At 62.8% G+C, this 13,142-nt stretch carries 12 protein-coding genes; 2 read left to right on the plus strand and 10 right to left on the minus strand.

All coding sequences use genetic code 11. The annotated features are described in order from the left end of the window. Positions 1-1,041, plus strand: a complete 1,041-nt coding sequence (locus NKI88_RS15490) for a heme-dependent oxidative N-demethylase family protein (RefSeq protein ID WP_023687065.1) — start codon at positions 1-3, stop codon at positions 1,039-1,041. A 122-nt stretch (positions 1,042-1,163) separates the two neighbouring features. Here NKI88_RS15490 and NKI88_RS15495 read toward each other — a convergent pair whose 3' ends face one another. After that, positions 1,164-1,874 (minus strand): helix-turn-helix domain-containing protein, encoded by a 711-nt coding sequence (locus NKI88_RS15495; RefSeq protein WP_352652901.1) that lies wholly within the window; start codon positions 1,872-1,874, stop codon positions 1,164-1,166. A gap of 268 nt (positions 1,875-2,142) precedes the next feature. On the opposite strand from NKI88_RS15495, the gene NKI88_RS15500 reads away from it, so the two are divergent. Next, positions 2,143-3,501, plus strand: coding sequence for a trimethylamine monooxygenase (locus NKI88_RS15500; RefSeq protein WP_352655975.1), 1,359 nt, complete (start codon positions 2,143-2,145; stop codon positions 3,499-3,501). A 41-nt stretch (positions 3,502-3,542) separates the two neighbouring features. On the opposite strand, the gene NKI88_RS15505 is transcribed toward NKI88_RS15500, so the two are convergent. The 9 genes from NKI88_RS15505 to NKI88_RS15545 all read right to left on the minus strand — a co-directional run bounded on the left by NKI88_RS15505 (position 3,543) and on the right by NKI88_RS15545 (position 13,141). Continuing rightward, a complete protein-coding gene (locus tag NKI88_RS15505; RefSeq protein WP_352655977.1) occupies positions 3,543-4,337 on the minus strand; it encodes a hypothetical protein in 795 nt (264 codons plus the stop codon). Between the two features lie 155 nt (positions 4,338-4,492). Continuing rightward, on the minus strand, positions 4,493-4,630 hold the full coding sequence (locus NKI88_RS15510; RefSeq protein WP_023819014.1) for a hypothetical protein: 138 nt from the start codon (positions 4,628-4,630) through the stop codon (positions 4,493-4,495). Positions 4,631-4,634: 4 nt separating this feature from the next. Further along, complete coding sequence (locus NKI88_RS15515; RefSeq protein WP_352655979.1) at positions 4,635-5,435, minus strand: hypothetical protein; 801 nt, start codon at positions 5,433-5,435, stop codon at positions 4,635-4,637. Positions 5,436-5,442: 7 nt separating this feature from the next. Continuing rightward, positions 5,443-7,422 (minus strand): ABC transporter permease, encoded by a 1,980-nt coding sequence (locus tag NKI88_RS15520; protein ID WP_023828014.1) that lies wholly within the window; start codon positions 7,420-7,422, stop codon positions 5,443-5,445. Then, positions 7,419-8,498: a quaternary amine ABC transporter ATP-binding protein gene (locus tag NKI88_RS15525; RefSeq protein WP_352655981.1), complete on the minus strand. Its 1,080-nt coding sequence runs from the start codon at positions 8,496-8,498 to the stop codon at positions 7,419-7,421. The genes NKI88_RS15520 and NKI88_RS15525 overlap by 4 nt, the downstream gene beginning before the upstream one ends. Positions 8,499-8,570: 72 nt before the next feature. Next, positions 8,571-9,545, minus strand: a complete 975-nt coding sequence (locus tag NKI88_RS15530; protein ID WP_352537899.1) for an ABC transporter substrate-binding protein — start codon at positions 9,543-9,545, stop codon at positions 8,571-8,573. A 421-nt stretch (positions 9,546-9,966) separates the two neighbouring features. After that, complete coding sequence (locus tag NKI88_RS15535; RefSeq protein WP_023834835.1) at positions 9,967-10,752, minus strand: SDR family oxidoreductase; 786 nt, start codon at positions 10,750-10,752, stop codon at positions 9,967-9,969. A 9-nt stretch (positions 10,753-10,761) separates the two neighbouring features. Beyond that, positions 10,762-11,526, minus strand: coding sequence for an SDR family oxidoreductase (locus tag NKI88_RS15540; protein ID WP_023684416.1), 765 nt, complete (start codon positions 11,524-11,526; stop codon positions 10,762-10,764). Between the two features lie 106 nt (positions 11,527-11,632). Further along, complete coding sequence (locus tag NKI88_RS15545; protein WP_352655984.1) at positions 11,633-13,141, minus strand: sugar ABC transporter ATP-binding protein; 1,509 nt, start codon at positions 13,139-13,141, stop codon at positions 11,633-11,635. Position 13,142: the final 1 nt, after the last annotated feature.

Genomic DNA, 13,142 nt, shown 5'->3' on the forward strand with positions numbered 1-13,142 from the left:
TTGGGCATCACCTTTCGCAAGGAAACGTTTCGCGACGATTTCACCTTCAGGAACAGCCCGGAACACATCAGGCGGTTTCCGTTCCCGTTCCACGAAGACGCCTACATGTATGCGGTCAACATCGAGCCGCATGTGGTTGGCCCCAAGGGCAGCGTTCTGGAAAACCTGATCGACGTCGACGAGCACTATGTCGCCGAGATGCAGGACCGTGCACTGGTGCTGGCCGACGATCCGCTGCGCTGCCAGTCGCTGCCGCATATGACGCTGGCCGGCTGGGACCTGCTCGAACTTTTGATGGAGCAACAGGCACTTGGCTATCCCGAGCATTTCACCCTGACCCGCGACGGCGACCGCTGGCGCTGGATCAACCGGCCGCTCGGCATCGACGACACCTTCACCTTCGGCGACACCTCGACACTGCCTTACGGGCCGATGGAGTACATCACTCGCCAGAGCCAGGGTGATTTCTGCATTCTCGATCAGCGCGACGGCAATCTTTGGATGGACGCCGGCATGGTCACCACTCAGGCCGACTGGTCGCTCGATTTCGACATCGGCATGAATTTCTTCGAATGGCACGCGCCGGTGCCGCTGGCGCATGAGAAGGGGATTTTCGTCAGGGCGCTGAAGTTCCTCACCAACATCCAGCAGGGCAAGCCGGCGCGGCGTCTCAACTGGACGATGACCATCAACCCGCGCCTCGACACCAGTCCGGAGAATTACCACAAATGGGGCCCGGACCGCGCGACGGTGACGCCCGAAAATGTCGGCGACAAGGTGCATCTGCGCGTCGAACTGCAAAGCTTCTGGCGCCTGCCGCGCTCGAACGGCATCGTCTTCCCGATCCGCTGCTATCTGATCAAGATGGACGAACTGGTGACACAGCCGAAATGGGCAAGGCGACTGCACCGGGTGATCCGGGATTTGCCGGAAGAGCTGGCCACCTACAAGGGCCTGACGCGGTATCGGCCGACATTGGTGGAATGGCTGTCGAAGCTGGATGATGGCAGTGCGACGTCACCGGGGTTCGGGCCGGACTAAAGGCCCCCTCATCCGGCCGCTGCGCGGCCACCTTCTCCCCGAGCGGAGAAGAGATCGCCAGCGCTGACGCCAGACTCCTCTCCCCTCGGGGCAATCCGGGTGAGCGGGCTGCGGCGGTCCGACTACCCCGCGCTCTGCGGATAGCAAATAATCGACAGATACCGCATCGGCAGCTGCGTCAGTTTTTCCGGCCCATGCGGCGCGTCGGCGTCGAAGAACAGGCTGTCGCCCGGCTTCATCGGATAGAGGTTGCTGCCGTGCCGGTACACCACCTCGCCCTCCAGCATGTAGAGGAATTCCATGCCCTCATGCTGGAAGGTCGGGAACACATCCGAATCCTCGGTCAGCGTAATCAGATAGGGCTCGACGACGACGCCGCTGGTGTTGGAGCCGATATGGCCGAGCAGATTGTATTGATGGCCGGCGCGGGTGCCGCGGCGTTCGACATCTAGCCCTTCGCCGGCCTTGACGAAGACGGCGCTGCGCTCTTCCTCGAATCGGCGGAAGAAGGCGGTGACGGGAACGCCGAGCGCCCTCGACAGCGCCTGCAGTGTGGTCAGCGACGGCGAGGTGATGCCGTTCTCGATCTTCGACAGCATGCCCAGCGAAATATCGGTGGCGACGGCGAGATCGGCAACGGTGATGCCGAGCTTCTTGCGGAAGGCGCGCACCTCGCGCCCGATCGCCACCTCCAGCACTTTTTCGCGCGTGTCGCGAATGGCGTGCGGATTCTGCGTCAGCGGCGCGCGAATGGTTTTTCCGTCCACGGAGGCCTTTGCCGGTGGCTTTGCCCTTGTCGAAGCAGTCTTGGAGTCGGAACTTGTCTTCGCCATCTCGCCTCCGAATCCCCATGATTATTTCACTCCAGGTGAACATATTCGGTGCCGATACAGAAACGCAACCGCGCAGCAAGCCCCTTAAGTCGAATGGTGTCCGAACAGGATTTACGCCGTCATCCGTTTTTCCGGAAATCCGCTGGGGCGAAACGCGGTTTCTCCACAAGGCCTGTTGACAGCATCCAAGAGGCAATTACTGTCCTGTGAGTGAAATTTGTTTCGTAAGAGCAATTCCAAAAAATCGAATGACACCGGGAGGCCTGCCATGAAAACGCGCGTTGCCGTCATTGGAGCGGGGCCATCCGGTCTGGCCCAGCTCAGGGCCTTCAAGTCGGCTGCCGACAAGGGCGCCGAGATCCCCGAAATCGTCTGCTTCGAAAAGCAGTCGGACTGGGGCGGCCTGTGGAACTACACCTGGCGCACCGGCCTCGACGAGCATGGCGACCCCGTCCACGGCTCGATGTACCGCTACCTCTGGTCGAACGGACCGAAGGAATGCCTGGAATTCGCCGACTATACGTTCGAGGAGCATTTCGGCCGCCCGATCGGATCCTACCCGCCGCGCGCCGTTTTGTGGGATTACATCAAGGGTCGCGTCGAGAAATCAGGCCTGCGCAAATGGGTGCGCTTCAACAGCCCGGTGCGCATGGTCACCTTCTCGGACGAGAGCAGGAAATTCACTGTCACCGCGCATGACCGCACCAACGACGTCACCTACTCCGAAGAGTTCGACAATGTCGTCGTCGCTTCCGGGCATTTCTCGGTTCCCAACGTTCCCTATTTCGAAGGCTTTTCGACCTTCAACGGCCGTATCCTGCACAGCCATGATTTTCGCGACGCCATGGAGTTCAAGGGCAAGGACATACTGATCATCGGCCGCTCCTATTCTGCCGAGGACATCGGCTCGCAATGCTACAAATACGGCGCCAGATCGATCACCTCCAGCTACCGCTCCAAGCCGATGGGGTTCAAATGGCCGGAGAACTGGAAGGAAGTGCCGCTGCTGCAGAAGGTCGTCGGCAAGACGGCGCACTTCAAGGATGGCACCACCAAGGACGTCGACGCCATCGTCCTGTGCACCGGCTATCTGCATTCCTTCCCGTTCCTCACGGAAGAGCTGAAGCTGAAGACCGCCAACCGCATGTGGCCGGACGGGCTCTATGAGGGCGTCGTGTGGGAGAAGAACCCGAAACTGTCCTATATCGGCATGCAGGACCAGTTCTACACTTTCAACATGTTCGACGCCCAGGCCTGGTTCGCCCGTGACGTCATCATGGGCCGCATCAAGCTGCCGTCGGTACAGGCGATGGCCGAGCACGGCGCCAAGTGGCGGGCACGCGAAGAGACGCTGGAAGACGCCGAGCAGATGATCTGGTTCCAGGGCGACTACACCAAGGAATTGATGGACCAGACCGACTATCCCGGCTTCGACGTCGAGGCGGTCAACCAGACCTTCATGGAGTGGGAGCACCACAAGGCGGAAGACATTATGACCTTCCGCGACCACGCCTACCGCTCGCTGATGACCGGCACCATGGCGCCATTGCACCATACGCCCTGGCTGCAGGCGCTGGACGACTCGATGGAAAGCTATCTCCAGGTGAAGGGCGTGGCGGCGGAATAGGTCGGCGTGATGCAAAACAATGCGCCGGCACCGGCCCAGTTTCAATTCAGAGGGTAGTCGGGAGCCGCATCGGTCTCCGTCACCTTGACCCACACCAATTCGCTATAATAGGCACCCTCCGGGCCGGTGCCGTACATAGACAGCCTGTCAGCCATCAGCAGATGTGTCATATCGTTGAGTACCCGGCCGGTCGGCTCCTCGGGCCAGGCGAAGACGCCGTCGGTTTTGGCGCCGAACCTCACATCGGTGCAGCCGAAATCGATCTCGACCTTCCACGACAGCAACGGCCTGATATCGCTGAGCGGCGGGCGCGGCGGATCGGGCTGCTCGAAGTGATGGTCGACCGAGACTCTCGTCGGCACTGCCGGCGTGATGCCTTTGGCTTTGAAGGAGGCGATGGCGTCGTCGCCAAATCGTGCGAGCAGGCCAGCGTGCCATAACCGGTAGGTCGCACGGAAAAAGCCGCTGACCCGGATAGATTTGCCATCGTTGTTGAAGACGTTCACAGCGGCGTAGAAACGGCGCAGTCGTGGCGCCAGCGCCCGCCAGTCGCATTCGGCCGGTGTCCCCGGCGTCGCGATGAAATCGTCAAGCAGATCGCTGCCGCGCACATTGGCGTTCAGCACCGTGCAATCCTCACCATGGATATGCCAGTGCCGCCGGAGCTCGGCTGCTGCGATGCCAGGCTTGCGCAGCTCTTCCACCGAGGCGCGAACCCGAGCAATCGCGTAGGACGTAGCCGCATCCAACGTCTCAAACCCCGAAACCACATGCTCGGCGGTCTTGGCCATGTCGAAGACGACGACAGTAAAAGGCGGTTCGCGCTGATCGGGCATTCGGCAGCAAGCTCAGGCTGGTCGAGGATGAAGCAGCTTTCCGCGCGAAAATGCGTCAAAGTCAAGAGCTGGAGCGCGGCCTGCCATTTCCAGAAGAGGCGAACTCCAGAAGAGGCGAAACCGTTCTATCCGAGCCGTGCTTGAGCTTTCGCGGCTCAGGGGTCGACGATCGACCGCGATGATGTCGATGGCAGGTTGTTGCCAGCCCGCGACAATGCCGCGACTTTGGACAGTGCGATGGACACTTCCGGGTCGAGATCGCGTGTGCCGACCGCGGTGCAGGTGACGATCATCCTTTCAATCCAGCGGATAGTCGGGAGGCGCCTCCGTCTCGGTCACCTTGGCGGTTAGTATCTCGCAGTCGTTGGCCCAGTCGGGGCCATCGCCGCGCATGGCCATCATGTCGGCCATCAGCAGGAACTGCATGGTTCTGAGCGCCCAGTCGGTGGGCTCTTGCGGCCAGGCGAAGATTCCGGCGGCGTCGCCGCCGAACTTCACGTCATGGCAGACAAAACCGACCTCGACCTTCCAGGATCGCAGCGTCACGCCTGGCGGCGGGTAGGGCGGGTCGGGAAGCTCGAAGTAATTGGCGACCATGAGCTTCGTCGGCTCCGCCGGCTCGATCCCCTTGGCCTTGAAGGCGGCAATGGCGTCGTCGCCAAAGCGCTCGAGGAGGCCGTCTCGCGTCAGCCTGTAGGTCGAGCGAAAGAAGCCGCCCGCCCAGACGGATTCGTTGTTGCCGTTGGAGATCAGCAGCGAGGCGCGGAAGCGGCGCAGCCTTGGCGCGAGAACTTGCCAGTTGCATTCGGCCGGCATCGACGGCGTCGCAATGAAATCGTCGAGTAGATCGCTGCCGCGCCCTCCGGCGTTCAGCACCGAACAGTCTTCGCCATAGAGGTGCCAGAGCTGGCGAAGCTCAGCAGTGGCGATGCCGGGCTTGCGCAACTCCTCCACCGAGGCGCGAACCCGCGCAATGGCGTAGGACGTCGCCGCCTCCAGCGTCTCAAACCCCGAAACTACGTGCTCCCCGTCCGGCTCGCCGGTCTTGGTCATGTCGAAGACGAGTACGGCAAAAGGCGGTTCGCCGGGATTGGACATTCAACAATTATCCTAGTCTTGCCCGCGCCTTCGCCGTCCAGGCATTGAACAGCCGGTCTGCGACGATGCCGATGAAAGCGATGGCGAGACCCGCGACAATGCCGCGTCCGGAATCGGCCTTGGACAGCGCGATGAAGACTTCCTGGCCGAGGTCGCGTGTGCCGACCATGGCGCAGATGATGATCATCGCCAGCGCCATCAGGATCGTCTGGTTGACGCCCAGCATGATTTCGGGAAGCGCCAGCGGCAATTGCACGCGAAAGAAGGTCTGGCGCGGCGTGCAGCCGGAAACCTTCGCCGCCTCGATCAGCGCCGGCGGCACTTGCCGGATGCCGTGATCGGTGTAGCGGATCGCCGGCACCACGGCGAACGCGACCGTTGCGATCATGGCGGTGACGTCGCCGACCCGGAACAGCATCACCACGGGAATGATGAAGCAGAAGGACGGCAGCACCTGCAGCGTGTCGATGATGGGCGTGACGATCTTTTCGAAGCGGTCGCTGCGGGCGGCCGCGAGACCGATCGGAATGCCGATCAGGCAGGCGATGAAGGCCGAGATGCCGCAGAGATAGACTGTGGCCATAGTCTTTTCCCAAAGGCCGGTGACGGCGCAGAAGGCGGTCAGCGCCGCGACAAGGGCGGCCAAACGCAGGCCACTGAGCTGATAGCCGGCGAGGCCGAGCAGGGCCACCGCGCCGAGCCACGGAAAGCCTTCGCAGAAGGCGCGCAGCGGGTTCAGTACATTGAGGATGAGCGCCACGCGAAACGCTTCGATCACGTCGAAGAAGTTGATCGTCACCCAGCTCACCGCCGCCTTCCACAGTGGCGCGGTGGTGAAGGTGATCTCCTTCGGCACCGCTGCGAAGGCCGGTACGAACAGGCCGAGCAGCGTCGTCACGACCAGGATGGCGATGGCCAGCGACAGATTGGGATAGCGCCGCCAAACGCTCTGGTTCGCCTGCCGTTGAACGTGGCCTTTTGCCTGCTTATGCGCGATCGCCTGGCTCAGCCGGTCGAGCGCGATTGCGAGCGCCACAATGGCGAGCCCGGCTTCCATCGCTTCGCCGACCTTCAGCGCACGCAGCGCCAGCAGCACATCATAGCCGAGGCCGCCGGCGCCGATCATCGAGGCGATGATCACCATGTTCAGCGCCAGCATGATCACCTGGTTGACGCCGATCATCAGTGTCGGCCGCGCCGACGGCAGCTGCACGCGCCACAATTTCTGCCGCGCCGTGCAGCCGGCCATCTCTGAGAAATCGTCGATCTCGGAGGGCACCCGCGACAGACCCAGCATCGTTGCCCGCACCATGGGCGGCGTGGCGAAGATGGCGGTGGCGATCATCGCCGAGACCGGGCTGTTGCCGAACAGGAGCAGCATCGGGATGAGATAGGCGAAGGTCGGGATGGTCTGCATCAAATCGAGGGCAGGGGAGATGATCAGCCGCTCGGCCCATGGCTTGCGCCACGCCCAGATGCCGGCGAACAGGCCGGTGACGATGCAGAACGGCACCGCGATGGAAATCAGTGCCAGTGTCAGCATGGCGCTGGTCCACTGGCCGAACAGCGCGGTGTAGAGGAAGCAGCCGCCGACCAGCATGCCGAGTTTTCTACCGCCCACGGCGTGCCCGGCGATGAAGGCGGCTACGCAGACGCCGATCCAGGACAGGCGCGGCAGGACATAGGCATCGGCACCGTGACCAATCTTGAAATTCTTGGCCAGCAGGTCGAGCGCGAAATCGAGGGGAACGCCGAGCACCGCGGTGATCGAGCGGGTCAGCCAGGACAAGTTCGACTTGATCCAGCGCATCAGCGCACTGACCCAGTCGGCGACGGGAACGACCGCATCGGCCGGATAGTCGACCGCCCATGGCAGCCTCTCCTGCAGCAGGAATACCACCAGCACGGCGGCCAGCGCCAGCGCCCAGATCAGCAGCCAGCGCTGAACCGGTGGCCTCGTTTGGCTGGCGCTTGCAGTCACCGTCATGCGCCGGCTCTTTGCTTGTCGATGCCGGCCAGCAGTCCGATCACGGCTTGCGGCGTCACCTCGCCGATCGACTTGCCGCTGCCGTTGACCACCGCGAACGGTTTTCCCGAAGCGACGATGCTGGCCGAGAAGCTGGCGATCCTGGCGTCGGGCGAAACCGTGCCGCCATGCTCGGAGCCATCCAGGGCACGCATCAGGCTGCGCGCCGAAATCACCTTGGCGCGGTCGACATCCCGGGTGAATTCGGCGACATAGTCGGTCGCCGGATTGACCACCAGTTGCTCCGGTGTGCCGATCTGGATGACCTCGCCGTCCTTCATGATGGCGATGCGGTCGGCCAGCCTGATCGCCTCGTCGAAATCATGGGTGATGAAAACGATGGTCTTGTGCAGCATGGTCTGCAGCCGCATCAGTTCGTCCTGCATCTCGCGGCGGATCAGCGGGTCGAGCGCCGAGAACGGCTCGTCGAGGAACCAGATCTCCGGCTTGGTCGCGAGGCTGCGGGCAATGCCGACGCGCTGCTGCTGGCCGCCGGAGAGTTCGCGCGGATAGAAATGCTCGCGGCCGCGTAAGCCCACGAGATCGATCACCTCCCGCGCTCTCGTTTCGCGCGTCGGTCGGTCCTGGCCCTGGATGCTCAGGGGAAAGGCAATGTTGTCGAGCACGTTAAGATGCGGCAGCAGCGCAAAATTCTGGAACACCATACCCATGCGATGACGCCGCAGTTCGATCAGCGCCGCATCGGAAATCTTGAGCAGGTCGTTGCCTTCGAATTCGACCTTGCCGTGGGTCGGCTCGACCAGCCGCGACATGCAGCGCACCAGCGTCGACTTGCCGGAGCCGGATAGCCCCATGATGATGAAAATCTCGCCCTGGCGTATTTCGAGATCGACGGCGCGCACCGCGCCGACCAGTCCGGCCGCGGCGATGTCGGCCATGCTGGCCTTGCCGTCACGCTCGCGGATGAAGCTGGCCGCGTTCGATCCGAACAGTTTCCAGACATTGCGGCAGGCAAGCTTTATCGGCCGCACATCTTTGGGCGTGCCAGCCGCCTGCGGTTCAGTCGCTTCCGTCATCCAATGGCCCTTCTGGAAAATGAAGATATGGACCCGGCCGTTACGGCCGGGTCCGGCCTTCAGTCGGAGCCATCACTGCGCCCAGGCTTTCCAGTCGGCTTCGTGGGCGGCGATCCAGGCGGCGGCGACGTCTTCCGGCGTCTTGCCGCCAAGATCGATCTCGCCGCTCATCTTGTTGAGCTCATCGGTGTCGATCGTGTAGGCCTTGGCCACCTTGTAGGCGATCGGCCATTTGTCCTTCATGCCGGACCAGGAGTATTTCCAGATCTCGCCATGCGGCTTGCCGCAATCATATTTGGCGTCCGGGTTGGTGCCCCATTTCGGATCGGTGTAGCATTCGGGCGTATACTCCGGGAATTCAACCCACTCGCCCTTGTACTTGGCCGGCGCCCAGTGCGGCGAATAGATCCACAGCATGATCGGCGCCTTGCGCTGATAGGCCGAGTCCAACTCGGCGAACATCGCCGCGTCGGTGCCGGCATGGATGACGGTGAAGGGCAGCTTCAGCGCCTCGACGCGCTCGTCGTCAAAACCCTCCCAGGTTACCGGGCCGCCGAGATAGCGGCCCTTCGGCGCCGTCTCCGCTGTCGAGAACGCCTCGGCGCATTTCGGGTCCTTCAGCGCTTCCCAATTGGGCAGGCCGGGGCATTTCTCCTTCATATATTCGGGAAACCACCATTCCTCCTTGGCCTTCGGCCCGAGCTTGCCCAGCCGCTCGGTCTGGCCGGTGGCGTCTGAAGCCTTCATCGCCTCGCCGGCCGTCGTGTCCCAGAACTCCAGGCCGACATCGAGGTCGCCATTGGTGAGACCGGTGGTCAGGCTGGAGAGGTAGTCGGCGGTCGGATATTCGACGGTATAGCCGAGCTTTTCGAGGATACCGCCAAGGATCTTGGCGTTGAGGTTGACGCTGGTCCAGTCGAACAGCGCGATCTTGATCGGGTCGTTGGATTCAGGTGCTGCTGCGTGGACCGGTGATGTAAGCGCACTTGCGGTGGCAAGCGCCAAGGCTCCCATTGATAGGTTCGAAATCACACTGCGAAATGACATGCTTGTTCTCCTGTCAAACCATGTGGAAATTTCTTGATCGTTCCCTTCTTGCGTCTTTTCTTGATTGTGTTGGAAAGGCGGGTCGTTACGCAAGCTCGTTCGCACCAAGCCAGTGCCGCGGCCGCAACTTGCGCAGGCGAAATGGTTGCTCGACTTGGTGTTTATGTGATGCCGGGCGGGCCCGCGTCATGGCATCGGATGGATTGCTGCGTGAGCAATCGTCAACAGATCGATCGCCGCTCCAGCGGCGCTCTCAGACGTGCGAGCCATCAAGGTCCCATGATCTCGGCCGGCGAGCCCCGTCCTCGCCAAGGCCGTTCATGGGATGAAATTATATATACCAACGTTCATGCGGCGCAACGGCTGATGCCCTGTGCACTGCGGAATTCAGACTGGTCGATTGCCAACCGCCAGAGCTGATTCACGACATGATCAGGCCGCCATCGACATTGATGGTTTGGCCGGTGATGTAGGTGGCGTCGTCGCTGGCGAGAAAGCTGACCAGGCCGGACACGTCCTCGCCGCTGCCGGCGCGGCCCATCGGGATGTTCTTCACCCATTCGGCCATCAGCTCGCCGGGCTTGTAGTCACCCATCAGCTTGCCCCAGGCGGCGTCGTTGTAAGCCCACATGTCAGTGTCGATAATGCCGGGGCAAATCGCGTTGACGGTGATCTTTTCCTTGGCTACTTCCTTGGCCAGGCTCTGGGTGATGCCGACGACGCCGAACTTCGACGCCGCATAGTGCGGCGTGTAGATGAAACCCTGCCGCGCCTGGCCCGACGCCGTGTTGATCAGCCGGCCGCCATCGCCATGCTTGCGGATGCGGGCGATCGCTTCCTGACAGCACAGGAACACGCCCTTGGTGTTGACGGCCATCACCTTGTCCCACTCGGCCTCGGTCATCGCCTCGATCCGGGCGATGGTGATGACGCCGGCATTCTGCACCGAAATGTCGACACGGCCGAATTCCTTCTCGGCGAGATCGTAAAGCGCTGTAACCTCATCCTTCCTGGTCACGTCCATGCGCATCGACGCGACCTTGGCGCCCGCTGCTTTCAGGCCGGCGGCGACGTCCTCGACGCGGGCATCGATGGCGCTGACCACGATCGCGGCACCTTCCTCGGCGAAGCGCTTCGCCATCGCCGCGCCGATGCCACCGCTCGCGCCGGTGATGACCGCAGTCTTGCCTTCAAAACGCTTCTGCATCTTTTCTCCTTACCAGCAGACAAAACCGCCATCGACGATCAGGTCGATGCCGGTGACGTAACTCGCGGCGCGGCTGGCCAGGAACACGGTCGGGCCGACCATCTCTTCCGGCGTCGCCATGCGCCCCATGGGCGTGTCGCGTTCGAAGATCTTGATCTGTTCGGCGACCTCCGGCCGCTTGTTCATCGGCGTCAGCGTGTAGCCTGGGCTCACCACATTGACGCGCAGGCCGCGATCGGCCCATTCCATGGCGAGGCTTTTCGACATGTGGATGACCGCCGCCTTCGACGAATTGTAATGCGCCTGGGTCAGGCCGCGATTGACGATCGAACCCGACATGGAGGCGATGTTGATGATCGAGCCCTTGCGCCGCGTCAGCATGGCGCGCGCTTCGGCCTGGCAGGACAGGAACACGCCGCTGACATTGACGTCGTAGATTTTCTGCCACTTCTCCAGCGACAGCGTCTCGGCGGCCTCGGCTCCTGCAATGCCGGCATTGTTGACGGCGATGGTCAGCGCGCCGAGCTCCTTTTCCGTGCGCTCGACTGCGGTCGCCAGGTCGGCCTCCGACGTCACCGTCCCGGTCAGCACCACCGCCTTGCGGCCAAGCGCGGCGATCCTGTGCGCGGTCTCATCCAGCCCGCCTTTCGAGGCATGGCCGAAACAGGCTATGTCGGCGCCGGCTTCGGCGAGCCCGATGGCAATGGCCTGGCCAATGCCGCTGCCGGCGCCTGTTACCAGCGCTACGTCGCCGCTGAGATCGAATAGTTTCATGTTGTTCCCCCTCCTGAAATGAAGGGGCGCCAGTCTTTGCTGGCGCCCCGCGCGGTCCGGTCCTTGGGAGGATACCACCTGCTGCGCTTTGTTCCGACTCCTGTCCTCAGCTCGTGGCGAGTTCCATCACCGCGACATTGCTCGCCTCGCTGCGGTCGAGAATGCCGCGCTGGCGGCCGCGGCTCAGCACCAGCACCCGGTGCGACAGACCCAGCACCTCCTCGAGGTCGGAGCTCACCACCACCACCGCCATGCCGGAACGGGCGAGGTCGGCGATGACGTCGTAGATCGCTGCGCGCGCACCGACATCGATACCGCGCGTCGGCTCATCGAGGATGAACACCTTCGGCGGGCGTGACACCCATTTGGCGATGATCACCTTCTGCTGGTTGCCGCCGGAAAGCTTGCTGACCGCCTGGCCAGGTTTGCCCTTGACCCCGAGCCTTGCGATGCCGGCTTCGGCGAATTTCTGCACCGCTTTCGGAAACACCCAGCCCTTCGGCGCGACATGGTCGAAATTGCCGAACGCCAGATTCTCGCCGATGGTCTGGTCGAGCACGACGCCTTGCGCCTTGCGGTCTTCCGGCACCAGCACGACGCCGGCCTTGATGGCTGCCGCCGGCCCGCTGAGATGCACCGGTTTGCCGGCAACGCGCACCGAGCCCGACGAGATCGGATGGGCGCCGGGGATCGCCCGCACCAGTGCGGGGCGGCCGGCGCCGATCAACCCGGCAATGCCGAGGATCTCGCCTGCTTTGACCGAGAAGGAAACGTTGTTGAAACTTTTCTCCGGCGAAGACAGGTTGTCGACCTCGAGCAGCGTCTCCTCGCGCGGCGGCGTCAAGTGTGGGAACATCCGCTCGACCGAGCGGCCGACCATCTGCTCCACTACTGTGCGCACGGGAATATCGGCGCGTTCGTGGCGGGCGACGATGCGTCCGTCGCGCATCACAACCACGCGGTCGGCAATCTGCGCGATCTCGTCGAGACGATGGCTGATGTAGATGAACGACATGCCCTCCGCCTTGAGCTTGCGGATCTGCTGGAACAAAAGCTCCGTTTCCTCGCCGCCAAGCGCTGCGGTCGGTTCGTCGAAGATCAGCAATTCGGCATTGAGCGTCAACGCCTTGGCGATCTCGACCTGTTGCTGGGCGGCGATGCGCAGCGTGCCCACCTTGCGCTCGGGCGAGACGTCGAGGCCAAGCCGCTTCAACTGCGCCGAGGCCTTGGCGTTCATCGCTGCGCGGTCGATGCGGCCGCCGCGCATCGGCAGGCGCCCGACATAGACGTTCTCCGCCACCGACAGATCCGGCAGCAGCTTCAGTTCCTGATGGATCATGCCCACACCGGCATCGATGGCGGCGGCGGGCGAGGCGGGGGAATAGGGCTTCCCCCGCCAGATGATGGTGCCCGCGTCGGGCCGGGTCGAGCCGGCGATGATATTGGACACCGTCGACTTGCCGGCGCCGTTTTCGCCGAGCAGCGCCACAACCTCGCCCGGCCGCACCTCAAAGCTTGCATCGGCCAGGACCTGGACCGGTCCGTAGCTCTTGCAAAGGCCGTTGACGAAGAGCCCGTTGTGCGGGCTTTCGCTGTGGCGAGGATCAGGAGACATC

Origin of the sequence: Mesorhizobium sp. M0317, assembly GCF_040321555.1 — a bacterium.
In the GTDB taxonomy this organism is placed as follows: Bacteria; Pseudomonadota; Alphaproteobacteria; order Rhizobiales; family Rhizobiaceae; genus Mesorhizobium.